The sequence below is a fragment of the Prochlorococcus sp. MIT 1342 genome (assembly GCF_047304495.1).
In the GTDB taxonomy this organism is placed as follows: Bacteria; Cyanobacteriota; Cyanobacteriia; order PCC-6307; family Cyanobiaceae; genus Prochlorococcus; species Prochlorococcus marinus_D.
This window is the reverse complement of sequence record NZ_CP138957.1, coordinates 2,297,578-2,313,483: the sequence shown is the minus strand read 5'-3', so window position 1 is coordinate 2,313,483 and position 15,906 is coordinate 2,297,578. Positions and strand designations below refer to the sequence as shown.

10 protein-coding genes are annotated in these 15,906 nt (G+C 50.6%); 4 read left to right on the top strand and 6 right to left on the bottom strand.

The window, feature by feature from the left end; genetic code table 11:
* From SIB79_RS11780 to SIB79_RS11760, 5 genes are all read right to left on the bottom strand, one after another.
* Positions 1-777 carry a hypothetical protein gene (locus tag SIB79_RS11780; RefSeq protein WP_063404363.1) on the bottom strand — a complete coding sequence of 259 codons (777 nt, stop codon included), beginning with the start codon at positions 775-777 and terminating at the stop codon, positions 1-3.
* 3 nt (positions 778-780) lie between these two features.
* A complete protein-coding gene (dnaN, locus tag SIB79_RS11775; RefSeq protein ID WP_063404364.1) occupies positions 781-1,947 on the bottom strand; it encodes a DNA polymerase III subunit beta in 1,167 nt (388 codons plus the stop codon).
* Between the two features lie 409 nt (positions 1,948-2,356).
* Complete coding sequence (gene thrC / locus SIB79_RS11770) at positions 2,357-3,415, bottom strand: threonine synthase (RefSeq protein ID WP_063398570.1); 1,059 nt, start codon at positions 3,413-3,415, stop codon at positions 2,357-2,359.
* 90 nt (positions 3,416-3,505) lie between these two features.
* Entirely contained in the window at positions 3,506-4,093 is a 588-nt protein-coding gene (locus SIB79_RS11765) for an alpha/beta hydrolase (RefSeq protein WP_155724689.1), read from the bottom strand.
* 24 nt (positions 4,094-4,117) lie between these two features.
* A complete protein-coding gene (locus SIB79_RS11760) occupies positions 4,118-5,986 on the bottom strand; it encodes an ABC1 kinase family protein (RefSeq protein WP_063404371.1) in 1,869 nt (622 codons plus the stop codon).
* A 79-nt stretch (positions 5,987-6,065) separates the two neighbouring features.
* Between SIB79_RS11760 and recN the strand changes: the two genes are divergently transcribed.
* The 4 genes from recN to SIB79_RS11740 all read left to right on the top strand — a co-directional run bounded on the left by recN (position 6,066) and on the right by SIB79_RS11740 (position 14,663).
* Positions 6,066-7,748 (top strand): DNA repair protein RecN, encoded by a 1,683-nt coding sequence (gene recN / locus SIB79_RS11755; protein WP_063404373.1) that lies wholly within the window; start codon positions 6,066-6,068, stop codon positions 7,746-7,748.
* A 45-nt stretch (positions 7,749-7,793) separates the two neighbouring features.
* Positions 7,794-10,754 (top strand): excinuclease ABC subunit UvrA, encoded by a 2,961-nt coding sequence (uvrA, locus tag SIB79_RS11750; RefSeq protein WP_063404375.1) that lies wholly within the window; start codon positions 7,794-7,796, stop codon positions 10,752-10,754.
* Positions 10,754-12,271, top strand: a complete 1,518-nt coding sequence (locus SIB79_RS11745) for an alpha/beta hydrolase family protein (RefSeq protein WP_063404377.1) — start codon at positions 10,754-10,756, stop codon at positions 12,269-12,271. The genes uvrA and SIB79_RS11745 overlap by 1 nt, the downstream gene beginning before the upstream one ends.
* A 259-nt stretch (positions 12,272-12,530) precedes the next feature.
* Positions 12,531-14,663 carry an HAD family hydrolase gene (locus tag SIB79_RS11740; RefSeq protein ID WP_063404379.1) on the top strand — a complete coding sequence of 711 codons (2,133 nt, stop codon included), beginning with the start codon at positions 12,531-12,533 and terminating at the stop codon, positions 14,661-14,663.
* Here the strand turns inward: SIB79_RS11740 and purT are convergent.
* Entirely contained in the window at positions 14,660-15,838 is a 1,179-nt protein-coding gene (gene purT, locus SIB79_RS11735) for a formate-dependent phosphoribosylglycinamide formyltransferase (RefSeq protein ID WP_063404381.1), read from the bottom strand. The two genes, SIB79_RS11740 and purT, sit on opposite strands and share 4 nt — an antisense overlap.
* Positions 15,839-15,906: the final 68 nt, after the last annotated feature.

The following is a 15,906-nucleotide window of genomic DNA, read 5'->3' as shown; positions in this document are numbered from 1 at the left end:
TCAAACCCAAGGATCATCCTGACCATCGCCTCTACCGTCCGGACGGCCACGGCGACGTAACTCTTCAGTTGATTGGGAAAAATTGTCAGTCTGTTGATCATCCCAACCTTCTAAGGGATCCATTTCAGCCATATCAGAAGACTTCCAAGAACGCTCAACTGGTTCATCCCAGGGAGGATCCTCCAACCAGCCTTCCAAACGATCACTGGCCCGATCACCCATCTTGTGAAGTTGATCGCGCCAATGACGGGAACGCTTAATTAAACCCTGACGAACACTGGAATGAACCAAGGGAAGATCATCTAAACCACGCAAAGCAGTAGCAACCATTCCTGGTTGCTGATCAACAATGCGATCAGTGGTTAATCGCCATCGACTACTGCCTGGAAGCCGAGGATCACTGCGAGAGACCAAATAATGAAGGATTTTCCCTGTTGTGGGAATAAAAACAAAATCAGCCACCAAACCGAGGCGGTGCCCATCGCGATCCAACAAATCAGCATCTAACAAAGTCGGAAGACGCTCAAGCGTGATCTGATCAGAAACAGCCGGTTGCCCTTTAACAAAAACCTCTTGCTCATTAATCCCACGCGACTGATCCAAACGCCAAACATCCCTCGACACTCGAAGTGCTGATGGACGACTAACCCAACCAAGTAAACGATGAACAGGAGGATGCATCCAAGGCATTACACCAGGGCCGTGATCTAACCCCTGATCACAACGTACACGATGATGCAACAAATCACTCAATAAAATCTGATCAGGAAGATTCAAAGTTCAAGAACGAATTTGTACTGGCATCACCAAATATGTAAAACCAATATCATCATCCTTTGGCGAAATAATTGCAGGTGTAGTTGGAGCATTACAGCGCAGTACAATACGGTCACTATCCATCACCTTCAAACCATCTAGTACATAACGAACATTAAAAGCAATCTGAACAGCATCCCCAGTAAATTCAGCCGATAGCGATTCAGAACCACTGCCTACATCCTGAGCATCAGCACTAATTTCTAGAAGCTCAGAAGTATTGTCACCACTAACCTTTACAACATTGTTATGTTGATCAGCTAATACAGCTATTCGTTCTAAAGCTGCAATAAAAGCACGCCGATCAACATCGAAACTCCGAGCAAAACCATCAGGAATTAACTGACGATAGTTAGGATAGGTACCGTCTAATGTTCGACTAGTTACGACTTGATCAGCAGCTAAAAACACCACCTGACCTTTATCACAAAACAAACTCACTTGATCATCACCACGCCATCCAGCGATCAAACGCTCTACTTCCCGCAGAGAGCGAGAAGGAAGCGTTACGGAAAAATTCTCACCTTCATCATCCATCTCAGATGAGACCGTAGTCTCAACAGCTAAGGCATCTGCCAAGCTTAAAACGGCAAGGCGGTGACCATCAGTTGCCGCTGCTTCCATCGCTTTACCATCAAAATGCAGATGAACTCCTGTTAGTAACTGTTTGGCTTCATCTGAACTGCTAGCAAAAAGAGTTCCTCGAAGAGCTTTCAAAAGAGCCATCGCATTAACCTTGACAGCCTTACCACTTTCAACAAGAGGTAATTCAGGAAAATCATCAGCAGACATCCCACGCATCTGATAACTCCCGCTTGAACTTTTGAGTTCAACCTGTTCACCAGCCTCATCAGTGGCCAAAGTGATAGGTGAATCACTTGAAAGCCTTGAAACAATTTCCCCTAATAGGCGCGCAGGCAAAGTAATCGCGCCACTCGATTCCACCGAGGCAGTCAATACCGTTTGAATACCAAGGCTCAGGTCAAAACCCGTGAGGCTGAGACGATCAGTGCCAGCATCAGCAGTGAGAAGGACGTTGGCTAGCACTGGATGAGTGGGTCGTGAAGCCACGGCTCTGCTAACGAGCTGTAGTGCTGTATTGAGTTCAGCCTGTGAACAAACCAGTTTCATTGAATCAATGTCACGACTAGAACAAGAACGCTGAAGAGGTCTCCCAGAATTTCACAAGCCAGCAAGAAGTGCAATGGCAGATCATTCTCATTCATAACCTCCCGTCTCTATTAATTAAATTATTAAAAGAAATTAAAAGAACCGTAGTAGTAGGGCTTGAGGAAATCGTGGAAAATTGTACAAATCCTTTATGGTGACTGGGCTCTAATGGTTATAGACTTGTGGAAAGGATAGTTGGACATGTGGAGAGATGACGTTCTTTCCACATTTTAATCAATTGGGGAAAAGGCTGAGGTTTTTAAATGGTTGGGTTTTGTGGCCTTTTCCCCAATTTCAATAATAATTTGAGCATGATTTCCACAGTCAGATTTTAGATGGTCTATTCGAGATGCTGGTGTTTCCTTGATCCTTAAAAACCCATGACATGAGCCACAGTGGTTAGATCTGGATTTACATCTGTATGAAATGTTGCATCGTTGTTATTGATGGCACAATCTGGATCTTTTAAACCGTTGCCAGTAAGGACACATACAACTGTTGCCCCTGAAGGGACTTCAGACGCACGTTTTAATAATCCTGCTACAGAAGCAGCACTTGCAGGTTCACAGAAAATCCCTTCCTCGCGACCAAGCAATTTGTAAGCTTCTAGAATTTTTTCATCTGAAACATCAAGAAAGGCTCCATTGCTGCTTGACTTTGCGGCAATGGCCTTTTCTTTGTTGACTGGGTTGCCTATTCTAATTGCCGTTGCAATTGTATTTGGATTGTTTACGGTCTTGTTGAAAACTAATGGTGCAGACCCACTGGCTTGGAATCCCATCATTTGTGGTAGAAGTTGACATTTTCCGGCTTGTTTGTATTCTTGAAAACCCATCCAATAAGCAGTGATGTTACCTGCATTACCCATTGGGATGCACAGCCATTCTGGCGCTTCTCCGAGAGCATCAACAATTTCAAAGGCTGCAGTTTTTTGACCTTGAAGCCGGTAGGGGTTAACGGAATTCACCAGAGTTACTGGGTATTTCAAGGCCATTTCTTGAACAATGTCGAGAGCACGATCAAAATTGCCTCGAATTGCTAGCACTTCAGCGCCATAAACTAAAGCTTGAGCTAACTTTCCTTGCGCTACATAACCGTCTGGAATTAATACAAAAGCACGCATACCAGCGCGTCTTGCATATGCAGCAGCAGCAGCAGATGTGTTGCCTGTACTGGCACATATGACTCCTTCACAATTAGCTTCTTTGGCCTTGCTGATTGCCATCGTCATGCCTCTGTCCTTAAAGGACCCTGTGGGGTTGAGGCCGTCGTATTTCACGTAGACCTTGACTCCCCTGCCAATCTGTTCAGCTATGGAGCTGACAGGGATCAATGGCGTCGCTCCTTCTTTGAGGGTCACGACGGGTGTGGTATCGCTTACCGGTAACCAGGATCTATATGCTTCTATTAGGCCAGGCCAATCTTGCATCACAGGGGTTGTGGAGATAGCTTCAGGTAGGTTTTGGCTGAGGGACACCAATAGAGAGCAAGAGAGCAGTGTTTAGTTGGAATCTAAGCCTTAAGGCTTAGATTCCTTAAGGCCGTCTAGTGGCGAATCGGAAAAGAATTTCACTAGACCAGCGATTGACTCAGCTTTTTGCATGATTCCAAACAGAGCCGGTAGGTTTACTGTCATTGTTTCGTTGGGATAGGCTTTTAGAAAGTGGATGGCATTAAGACCGCCCTTACCTATTTGCATGCCATTGATGACTCCAGCTCTCAATGCTGGAACGCTTACCGAAGGGTTTGGCACGTTGAGAGGGTAGATGATTTTGGATATGCGGTTGATGATTACGTTGCCAATGCGGGTGGTCATTAATCGACTGGTAAGCCCTATAGGAAGTTCTAGCTTTTTATTGAGGAGCTTGGAAACAGTTTCTGGGTTTTGTCGACTGAATTTCAGGGCATCTTTTAATAGGCCTCTGGCTTTTCCTGTTTTTGCTAGATATTCCAAATCTGACACTGAGATTGAGCGGCGGAAGGCACCACTCACTAAGGCCACTTCTTTGGCTGCTTCTGCTTTCGGCATCGTTGAAAACAGACTTAATCCCAAACCTAGGCAGAGAGCCATCAGAGATCGATAAGAATGTTTTTTGGATTGATTCATTAGTGAACCCTTTAGTCACAGAATTTAGGGTGAAACTCCTGCTGCTACCTTGACAAGACGGACAACACCACGTTCGGCGAGACCCTGCGCAACTTTTATACCCATTTTGTGGGTATCAGGTTCGCGGATCAGTCTTGGTAGGCGGCTGAGGACTAGTTCAGGAGTGAAGCCTGGCAGGTTTTGCAAGATAACGATCAGTTGCCGAATTGGTTCTAAATCAAGCAGTGAGTCATTGTCAGAATTTTCAGACTCCGAACCAATGGCTATAAGTGGAGGTTGCAAGGATCGCGGTAGGTTACGACCCAGACGTTGAAATGTTTGCCAGCCAAAGGCGTCAAGGCGGTTGATTAGTGCTTCAACAAGTTGTTCTCTCAAGAGACCACCGTTGATTGAGAAGAGGAAATCGATGACCTGATCAATTAAGCTGTCCAAGTCGAGCTGGGCTTGGGTTGCAGCACTTGCTACCAGGTTTTCTAGTCGAGTCCAGCGGAAGATTTCTCCGTCAAATAGCATTTCTTTGAGGCTTTGGCGTAATTGAGGGTCGGGATCTTCCATGAGTCGCCGAGCGAAGTAAGGATAAGCGGCACCAAGAATTTTGAATTCTGAATCTACGCTTAATGCGATGCCTTCAAGGGTTATCAGTGAACGAATAATTAATGCGTAGTATGGAGGTACCTTGAAAGGGAACTTGTACATTACGCCAGAGAGGTCATCAGTTACGCTTTTGAAATCAAGGCGACTTACACCCATCTCTAGAGCTTGGCTGAAGACACTTTCAAACGCAGGTACAATTGGTTCTAGATTGACATCTTCTGCTAGAAAACCGAGTTTTACAAAGTCTCGTGAAAGGTTGTTGAAATTACGGTTTACCAGATGTACTACTGCTTCAATTAAGCCTGTACGTGATTCTCGGCTCACCTCACTCATCATTCCGAAATCGAGGTAGCAGAGCCGTCCATCGGCCATAGCCAGAAGGTTGCCAGGATGTGGATCAGCGTGGAAAAACCCGTGTTCCAACAACTGTTGCAAGCTGCAGTTAACTCCGACTTCAACCATATTATTGGGATCGATTCCTAGCTCTCTCACTGCCTTTAGATTAGTGAGTTTTACTCCATCAATCCATTCCATTGTAAGTACTCTACGGCTAGTAGCTTGTCGATAGATTATTGGTACAGCGATGCGTTGATTATGGCTGTGAAGCGTGCGGAAACGCTCTGCATTGGCAGCTTCATTAAGGTAATCCATCTCTTCAAATACTCTTCGGCCTAGCTCATCAATCAGCGCCACAAGATCACTACGTATCAACCTCACATTGCTTTTGAGCCATGCGGCAATGTTCCGTACGATGTAAAGATCAAGGGTGATTTGTTCACGAAGTCCTGGTCGTTGTACCTTGACGGCCACCTGTTGACCTCCTTTGAGTACGCCCCGGTGGACCTGTCCTAAAGAGGCGGCAGAGATGGGTTCTTTGTCGAGTTGTTCGTAGATCTCTTCGATTGGTGTTTCAAGGTCTTCTTCTATGCAGGCCATAGCCATGGCACTGTCGAAGCCTGGCAATTGGTCTTGTAGTTGTGAAAGTTCTTCCAGTAGAACTGGTGGTACTAGGTCTGGTCGACTGGAAAGGGCTTGTCCAGCCTTAATGAAAGCAGGGCCAAGCTCTACTAAGAGTTTCGCGAATTCTCGTGCTCGTTCCCGAGCACGATTTGCATCGTTCAGTAAGCCAAAAACTTTGTCCCCTGCTAAGCCAATCAGGAAGAGACCTATTGGTAGAAGTGTTTGCCATAGTCGGCGCAAAAGGCGCTGTGGATGGCCGGCATAAATTCTGGTAATTGCAGCAGGGTCGTATTCAAGTAGGCCTGCCGCCTCGATGAAATCCCCGAGTTCTGTTTCCATCCTGAGTGGGGTCTTGATTATTCACCCCTTCTAAACGAACCGTGCTGCCGCTACGGTCGGAATCATCACAGGGCTGGACGTGCTCACCGGTCTTCTGCTGCAGAACATAGCTCTGATCGAGAGTCTTGAACTGGAGTTCAGCTCCGGCTTTACGGTGCTCACCGGCGAGACCGGCGCAGGCAAGTCGATACTTCTCGATGCCCTCGATGCGGTGCTGGGTGGAGCGCAGGGGGCCAGCGGCGTTCGTTTGCTACGCGCTGGTTCTGATCGAGCCAGGATCGAAGCTGCGTTTCAACTCAGCCCTGCGCTTGAACAGTGGTTGATCGGGGCGGAGTTTGACCCTGAAGAGGAGCTCCTGATCAGTCGTGAATGGAAACGGCAGGAGGGTGATCGCTTCTCCAGTCGCTGCCGGCTGAACGGCAGCACGGTGAATCGTCAGCAGTTGCTTGAGCTCAGACCGCTGCTGATTGAGCTCACTGTTCAGGGCCAGATCGATCTGTTGTCGCGTGCGGGGCAGCAACGGTTATGGCTGGACCGTCTCGGTGGTTCTTCGCTGGCAGAGGTCAAGGCACAGGTTGCTGATGCCTGGACGGACTGGCGCGTTGCTGCAGATGCCCTGATGGCTCTCGAGCAGGAACAGCAGCGTTTCGAACAGGAGCGGGCTGAACAGGAGCAGCAGTTGGAGCAGCTTCAAGCTGCTGATCTCGAGGATCCAGACGAGCAGCAGCGGCTGGAGCAGGATCAGGATCGCCTCGTTCATGGCGTGAGGCTTCTCGAGGGTCTGGCCTTGTTGTTTGGGCGTCTCCGCGATGGTGCGGATCAGGGGCCCTCTCTGCAGGATCACTTCTCGGCGTCCATCCAGGAGCTTCAGGCCATGGCCCAGCTGGATGGTTCCCTGGAGCCGCTGCGGGATCAGGCTCTGGATCTCGGGGCCGGTGTTGACGCCTTGCTGCGCTCCCTCGATCAATATGGTCTGGCGCTCGAGAGCGATCCAGATCATCTGGAGCGGATCCAAGACCGCCTTTCGGTACTAAAACGCCTGCAGCGCCGCTATGGCCTTGATCTGGCCGGTTTGATTCTGCGTCGCGATGACCTGCTTCACCGTCTGGGTGCTGAAGGATTCGCGGCTGATCTCGCCTGCCTGCATCAGGACGAGAACGACCGACGCCAGAGCCGTGATCAAGCCAATGCGGCGTTGCATCGCGAGCGTTCCTATGCAGCGGAGGCTCTGGAGGCGTCGTTGCTTGAGCTGTTGCCCCCAATGGGCCTGGCCAACGTGCGTTTCAAGGTGGATCTCACCCCCTGTGATCCCGCTGACCATGGTGCGGATGCTGTGCAATTTCTGTTTTCCGCCAATCCTGGCCAACCGATGGCACCGTTGACGGAGGTGGCGTCCGGTGGTGAGATGTCCCGTTTTCTGCTGGCGCTTAAGACCACCCTTGCCGCAGTGGATGGGTCCAGCACGCTGTTGTTTGACGAGATTGATGCCGGCGTCAGTGGACGCGTTAGTGGAGCGATGGCGGATCTTCTTCAGACCCTGGCGCGTCAACGCCAGGTGTTTTGCGTCACCCACCAACCGCTCGTGGCGGCCGTGGCCGATCACCATTTCCGGGTAAGTAAGCATGTGGAGGACGGCGTGACCCACTCGCGAGTGTCCCGACTGCGGGACACTCAGGAACGCTGCCAGGAGCTAGCTGACCTCGCTGGTGGCAATCAGGCTGATGCCTATGCAGCGAGCCTGCTGGACCAGCGCACAGCTTGAAGGCTTCGGTTCTTCCTAAGCTCTTGAGCTTTCCAACGGGTCCTGATGGCGCGAGCTGCTGCCAAGATCGCTGATTCAGCTGGCTCGCTGGCGACTCAGGACGACGTGATTCGCGTGAGGGGTGCCCGGCAGCACAACCTCAAGAACGTCGACGTCACCATCCCCCGCAACAAGCTGGTGGTGTTCACCGGAGTCAGTGGCAGCGGCAAGAGTTCGCTGGCCTTCGACACGATCTTTGCGGAGGGACAACGACGCTATGTCGAAAGTCTGTCGGCCTATGCCCGGCAGTTCTTGGGGCAGGTGGACAAGCCCGATGTCGATGCGATCGAGGGTCTCTCGCCGGCGATCTCGATCGACCAGAAATCCACCAGTCACAACCCGCGGTCGACGGTGGGCACCGTCACGGAGATTCAGGATTACCTCCGTTTGCTGTTCGGTCGCGCTGGCGAACCCCACTGCCCCAAATGTGGCCGCTCGATTAAGCCGCAGAGCATCGACGAGATGGTCGATCAGATCCTTCTTTTGCCGGAGGGGACCCGCTATCAGTTGTTGGCGCCGGTGGTGCGCGGCAAGAAGGGCACCCACACCAAGCTGATCAGTGGCCTGGCAGCAGAGGGTTTCGCCCGGGTGCGCATCAACGGTGAGGTGCGCGAGCTGGCCGACAACATTGAGCTGGACAAGAACCACAGCCACAACATCGAAGTGGTGGTCGATCGTCTTGTTGCCCGTGAGGGGATCCAGGAACGGCTGACTGATTCCCTCCGCACGGCCCTCAAACGCGGCGATGGTTTGGCGTTGGTGGAGGTGGTGCCCAAGAAGGGTGAGGAACTTCCCGACGGCGTTGAGCGGGAGCGTCTCTATTCCGAGAACTTCGCCTGCCCGGTGCACGGCGCTGTGATGGAGGAACTGTCGCCACGGCTGTTTTCCTTCAATAGCCCCTATGGTGCCTGTGAGGCTTGCCATGGCATTGGCCATCTGCGCAAATTCACCGTGGACCGGGTGATTCCGGATTCATCCCAGCCGGTGTACGCCGCTGTTGCTCCCTGGGCGGAAAAAGACAACAGCTATTACTTCTCACTGCTCTATTCAGTGGGTGAAGCCTTTGGCTTTGAGATCAAGACCCCATGGAATGAGCTCACGGACGAACAGCGGGATGTGCTGCTTAATGGAAGCCGCGAACCGATTCTGATTCAGGTCGACAGCCGTTATCGCAAGGGGAAAGGGGGGTACACCCGCCCGTTTGAGGGCATTCTTCCAATCCTTGAGCGGCAGCTCCGTGATGCCAGCGGAGAAGCTCAGCGCCAGAAGTTGGAGAAGTACCTCGAGCTGGTTCCTTGTGAAGCCTGTGGCGGTCAGCGGCTCCGACCCGAAGCCCTGGCGGTGAAGGTGGGTCCTTATCGGATTACTGAACTCACTTCTATAAGCGTGGCGCTGACTCTTGAACGCATCGAAAAGCTGATGGGCGTTGGAGCAGCTAATGGATCTGAGCCTTTGCTCAATTCACGTCAGATCCAGATCGGTGATTTGGTTTTGCGTGAGATTCATATGCGTCTTCGCTTTCTTCTTGATGTTGGGCTCGAATATCTCAGTTTGGATCGACCCGCGATGACCTTATCTGGCGGTGAGGCTCAGAGGATTCGTTTGGCGACACAGATCGGCGCTGGTCTTACGGGTGTGCTTTATGTGCTTGATGAACCAAGCATTGGTTTGCATCAGCGGGACAATGATCGTCTGTTAGCCACTCTCAGACGTTTAAGGGATCTGGGTAACACTTTATTGGTGGTAGAACACGATGAGGACACCATTCGCGCCGCTGACCATCTTGTCGATATTGGTCCAGGGGCAGGGGTGCATGGGGGTCATATTGTTGTTGAAGGATCTTTGGATCATCTGTTGATGGCTGAAGAATCTTTGACAGGTACATATCTCAGTGGCCGCCGCTCTATTCCTACACCTAGAGAGAGGAGAGAAGGAAGTAGTCGCAGGCTTCGTTTGATTGATTGTGATCGCAATAATCTTAAAAATCTCACCGTAGATTTTCCTTTAGGGCGCCTTGTTGCGGTTACAGGAGTCAGTGGTAGTGGTAAGAGCACTTTGGTGAATGAGTTGCTTCATCCTGCCTTAGATCACAGTTTGGGTTTGAAGGTGCCTTTCCCTCAAGGCTTGGGCGAGTTGCGAGGTGTCAATGCGATCGACAAGGTGATCGTGATTGACCAGTCTCCAATCGGCCGTACACCGCGCTCTAATCCAGCCACCTACACCGGTGCGTTTGATCCGATTCGTCAGGTATTTGCTGCTTCCGTTGAGGCAAAGGCTCGTGGTTATCAGGTTGGTCAGTTTAGTTTCAATGTGAAAGGTGGTCGCTGTGAGGCTTGTCGTGGTCAAGGGGTGAATGTGATTGAAATGAACTTTTTGCCAGATGTTTATGTTCAGTGCGATGTCTGCAAAGGTGCTCGGTTTAATCGGGAGACCTTACAGGTCACTTACAAGGGCCACACCATTGCAGATGTTTTGCAGATGACGGTTGAGCAGGCTGCTGAGGTTTTTTCTGCTATTCCCCAGGCGGCTGATCGATTGCGCACGTTGGTTGATGTGGGACTGGGATATGTGAAGTTAGGTCAGCCTGCGCCCACGCTTTCTGGTGGTGAAGCTCAACGTGTGAAGCTTGCTACCGAGCTCTCAAAGCGCGCTACTGGTAAAACCCTTTATTTGATTGATGAACCAACCACTGGCCTCAGTTTTTACGACGTGCATAAGTTGATGGATGTTATGCAGCGTCTTGTTGATAAAGGCAATTCAATTATCGTGATAGAACACAACTTGGATGTAATTCGTTGTTCTGATTGGATTATTGATCTTGGCCCTGAAGGAGGAGATTGTGGTGGCGATCTTCTGGTCACGGGGACTCCAGAACAGGTTGCATCCCATCCCACTAGCCATACGGGGCATTATCTCAAGAAGGTGTTAGCGAAGCATCCTCCTGAGACTGTGTCTGTTGCAGCTTGATGATGTTTTTTCGTTCCCGTTTTTGGCTGTTTGCAATCAGTTTTGGAGCGGGGCTGGGACTTGTTCCAAGCTCTGCTCCTGCACTTGAACGCTTGGTGTTTGATCTGCCGGTACTGGAAAGTCAGATTGATTTTGAGCTTGGCGCTGCTCACAGCGCAGGCGATCTAATTGATGCCAATCCCGATTTTGTGGAGTTGGATCGGGCTACGGATGGTGCTTTTGTGCGACTTCTCAATCAGGTCTTTAACGCTCCCCTGCCAGTGCAGATTGAGAAGGTGATTGAGAAGTCTGTCGGGCAGCCTCTTTTGGAGCAGGCTCTGATCGTAGTAACCAAGTTGGTTCAAGTTGAGGGGTTGCCCCAAGACACCAGTGGAAGGATGTTGCTTGAGGCGCTTTCGCGTGCTTCCAAGAGTGGTCAGCCAACTGTGCTTGGTTTGTTGCGACAAATCCCTGGTCAAGCTGCATCCATCAACTTGTCGAAATTGGCCAGCTATGTCTCACGGCTTCAACGTAATCAGCTAGCAGCAAATCTGCTTGTGGAGAAAGAGGTTCCTGTTCAGATTAAAACTGGATTACGCATGCCGCTTACCGGGTTGTGGTTAAGTCAGCAAGTTGATTTTCAGGCTTCCCATCGCTCGAAACCGATACGGGTGGTGGTGATACAACCGAAGTCTCGCTCAAACGGTCGCTTGGTGGTCATTTCACATGGGCTTTGGGAGTCTCCGAGAGATCTTCAGGGTTGGGCTGAATATCTTTCTGCTAACGGTTATACGGTGTTGCTCCCGGAGCATCAGGGCAGTGATGCTGATCAGCAGAAGGCGATGTTGGCGGGTGATCAACCTCCGCCGGGACCTCAAGAGTTGCGTCTTCGTGCGATGGATGTGACTGCGATGCTCTCTGCTGTGGAGTCAGGTGGTTTGTTGTCAACACTTTCCCTCAATACAGATGAGGTCGCTGTTGTTGGTCATTCATGGGGGGCGACTACGGCGATTCAATTGGCTGGGGCACGCTCAACGGATGTGAAGCTCTCTGCTCGTTGTCATAACCAGGATGACCCTGAGCGCAATATCAGCTGGATACTGCAGTGCAGTTGGCTTTCCAAAATGAATGAGTCTTCTGTTGAAGACTCACGGGTCAAGGCAGTTGTGGCGGTGAGTCCGCCGTTACGTCTTCTATTTGATCCAAGTAGAACTTCAGTTTTGACAGCCAAGGTTTTGTTGGTTAGCGGCACTCGTGATTGGGTCGTGCCTCCGGTGCCTGAGGCTCTGATGCCCATGCGTGATAGTGGTGCTTTGGAGTTTGGCCATCGCTTGGTGCTTGCCCAAGATGGTGGTCACTTCAACTTGATGGCACCTGCAAATCAGCTTCAGCCGGCCACTTTGGCGCCCCTCATTCTTGCTTGGATTAATGAACAGCTTGCAAATCCTGGTGTAGTCACCTTTAGTGGCGGCGGTTGGGGTGATGCCGTGCATCCTTTAGTGGATGTGACTGATGCGGCTTTGAACCTGTATCGCTGAGGCTTTTTTGGCCTGGCTTGTTGCGAGCAAGAGGCTTCATTATTCTGTCTTTGGGGTTTGTATTTCTCAATGATTCGGTCTAGGATTTTTCTGTTTAAAAGAGAAAATACATAGAGGGAATATATTGTTGTCGTTTCTAGTGAGCTGGGAGGTTTGGTTCTCATCCTTTCTTTAGGCTTATGAGGTTGGAAGTTCATTGATTATTTCTTGATGGCCATCCGCATCTGGATGGGTTCGTTGATCGCCTTGGAGGCATCAGATGGGTTTGAGATTGCTTCATCTGCATCTTCATGGACTGTTTCGATCTCACGACTTGGAATTGGGTCGCGATGCTGATACAGGAGGCCAGGCTCTTTATGTGCTCGAGCTTGTCAGGGGCCTGGCTGCGCGTTCGGAAATTGAGCAGGTTGAGGTGGTTACCCGCTTAATTCATGATCGTCGTGTTTCTACTGACTATGCCAATCCCATTGAGGATATTGCTCCTGGGGCCAAGATCATCAGGCTGCCTTTTGGACCAAGACGATATTTGCGCAAGGAGTTGTTTTGGCCCTATTTGGATGATTTAGCGGATCAGACCGTTAGCCATCTCCAGCAGCAAGAACATCTTCCTGATTGGATTCATGCTCATTACGCCGATGCAGGCTATGTGGGAGCCCTTGTGAGTCGCAGGCTGGGTGTTCCCTTGGTGTTTACAGGTCATTCCTTGGGGAGGGAAAAGTTGCGGCGTCTGTTGGGAGTTGGTGGAGACCATGAACAGATCGAGCAAACATATGCCATTGGTCAACGCATTGATGCTGAAGAGTTCACTCTTGCTCATTGCAGTTTGGTGATTACGAGTACTCGCCAGGAAATTGATCATCAATACGCTCGCTATGGGCGTTTTGTTCCGGAGCAAGCGGAGGTGGTGCCTCCCGGCGTTGATTCCATTCGCTTCAATCCACTCCAATCTTCTAGTGAAACGGATGTTGTTGATGGATTGCTCGCGCCCTTTTTGAGGAAACCTTCTTTACCTCCTCTTTTGGCCATTTCCAGAGCAGTGCGTCGTAAGAATATTCCTTTTTTGGTTGAGGCTTACGGCCGCTCGCCTGTGTTGCGTCAACGGCATAATCTTGTGCTTGTACTCGGCTGTCGGGATGATCCTCGTCAGTTGGAGAAGCAACAGCGGGAGGTGTTCCAGCAGGTTTTTGATCTCGTGGATCGTTACGACCTCTATGGCCGGGTGGCTTATCCCAAACAGCACCGTCGTGATCAGATCCCAGCGATTTACCGATGGGCAGCCTTGCATCGTGGTTTGTTTGTGAATCCAGCGCTTACCGAGCCCTTTGGGCTCACTTTGCTTGAAGCGGCGGCCTGTGGTTTGCCGATGGTGGCGACTGATGACGGTGGTCCACGCGACATCCTTGCTCGTTGTGACAACGGCTTGTTGGTTGACGTTACTGATCTGGAGGCACTTCAGGATGTAATGGAGCAGGCTGGTTCAGACGCAGATCAGTGGCGTCTTTGGAGTGATAACGGGATTGAGGCGGTCAGTCGGCATTTCAGTTGGGATGCTCATGTTTGCCATTACTTGGCATTGATGAAGCAACGTCTTGAATTGTCTCAGCCACGAATCTGGGCCACAGATAAAGAGTGTCTGGGCAGTCCACTGGGGCAGAGTTTGTTGTTGCTTGATCTTGATAGTTCTCTCGAAGAACCCGAGGCAGAGGGTTTGGCTTCGCTGCGGGAGGGATTGGAATCCATTGGCTCTGGCGATGCGCATGGTCTGGGAGTATTGACGGGTCGTTCTGTGCAGGCTGCAAAAAAGCGTTATGCAGAGCTGAATCTTCCTTCTCCTCGGGTTTGGATTAGTCGCGCGGGTACTGAAATCCATTACGGATTGGAGGATCAGTCGGATCGCTTTTGGCAGGCCCATATCGACGTTGATTGGCGGCGAAAGGCAGTGGTGTCTGCTTTAGCTGATCTCAAGGACCATTTGACGCTTCAGGACGATCAGGAGCAGGGTCCTCACAAGGTGAGTTATCTATTGAAAGAGCATGGTGAGGCGATTTTGCCACTCGTCCGTCAGCGTTTAAGGCAAAGGAGTCAGGCGGCACGTCCTCATTTGCGTTGTCATTGGTTTTTGGATGTGGTGCCTTTGCGAGCTTCCCGAAGCGAAGCCATTCGCTATCTCTCTCTTCGTTGGGGATTACCTCTTGAGCAGATTTTGGTTGTTGCCAGTCAACAAGGTGATGCTGAATTGGTAAGGGGATTGACTGCTTCAGTAGTCCTTGCAGAGCATGATCCTTGTCTGGAGGGTTTGCGACATCAGCAACGAGTGTTTTTTGCTAACAACCCGCATTTGTTTGGACTTTTAGATGGCTTAAATCACTATCGATTTTTCTTAAAGTCTTAACTGACACCCTTACCCTTTATTACCTGGATGGATGCGGCGGCTCGATCAGCTTTAGAGCGAACTGCTTCCATAGACTTGCCTTTGGCTAAAGCAACCCCCATGCGACGCCCTGGTCGAGCATTGGGTTTGCCGAACAGCAATATCTGGGTGTCAATTTCTGAGAGGGCTTTCTCCACTCCTTTGTAGGAAATGGATGAGAGATTGTCTTTTGCCAGGATTACCCTGCTTGCTGCTGCATCTGCAGTTTGAATAGTAGGAATAGGTAAGTTCAGCACTGCGCGCAGGTGTAGTTCGAATTCACTAAGGTTTTGGCTGATAAGGGTGACAAGTCCGGTGTCATGTGGTCTTGGTGATAGTTCCGAGAAAATCACTTCATTGCCACAAAGAAAGAACTCCACCCCGAACAATCCCACACCACCAAGATTTTTGGTAATAGTCAGAGCCATTGATTGGGCTTGCTTGAGTTGTTCAGTAGAGAGTTCTGCTGGTTGCCAGCTGCATTGATAATCTCCTCCAATTTGTTCATGGCCGATTGGTTCGCAGAAGAGGGTGGAGCCATCCTCTTGGCGAATTGTGAGCAAGGTAATTTCGAGATCAAAGTGAAGGAACTCTTCCACGATGACTCGCGGTGAGTTACCCCGGGACCCTGCCATAGCGGCTTGCCAGGCTTGCCGTAGGCCTTCAGGATTGCTAACCACACTTTGGCCTTTGCCGGAGGAGCTCATGACTGGTTTGACCACCACTGGCCAGCCCAGGGGCTCAGCTGCATGTTTGAGTTCTTCGGCACTGCCGGCATAAGCAAATTTTGGGGTCAGTAGAGCCAATTCAGCGCTGGCGAGATCTCTGATTCGATCGCGATTCATCGTTATTGCTGTGGCTCGGGCCGTAGGGATCACTGTGATTCCTTCGTTTTCAAGCTCTGCTAGTGCATTGACTGCCAATGCTTCGATCTCTGGAATGACTACATCCGGTTGGTGATGCCTGATGATGGCTGTGAGGGCTTCTGAATTGTTCATGTCCAGAACCTCTGCTTGGTCTGCTACTTGCATGGCCGGGGCCCCGGAGTATCGATCACAGGCGATGACATGGCAGCCCAACCTTTGAGCGGCGATTGTTATTTCTTTGCCGAGTTCTCCGCTGCCAAGTAACAGCAAGGTTTTTGGTAAGACAGTCATCATGAAGGTGTTGATGATGAGTTGATCTTCGCGCTCGGCTGGTTAGGGGAATTGCCTTAAAAGTGGTA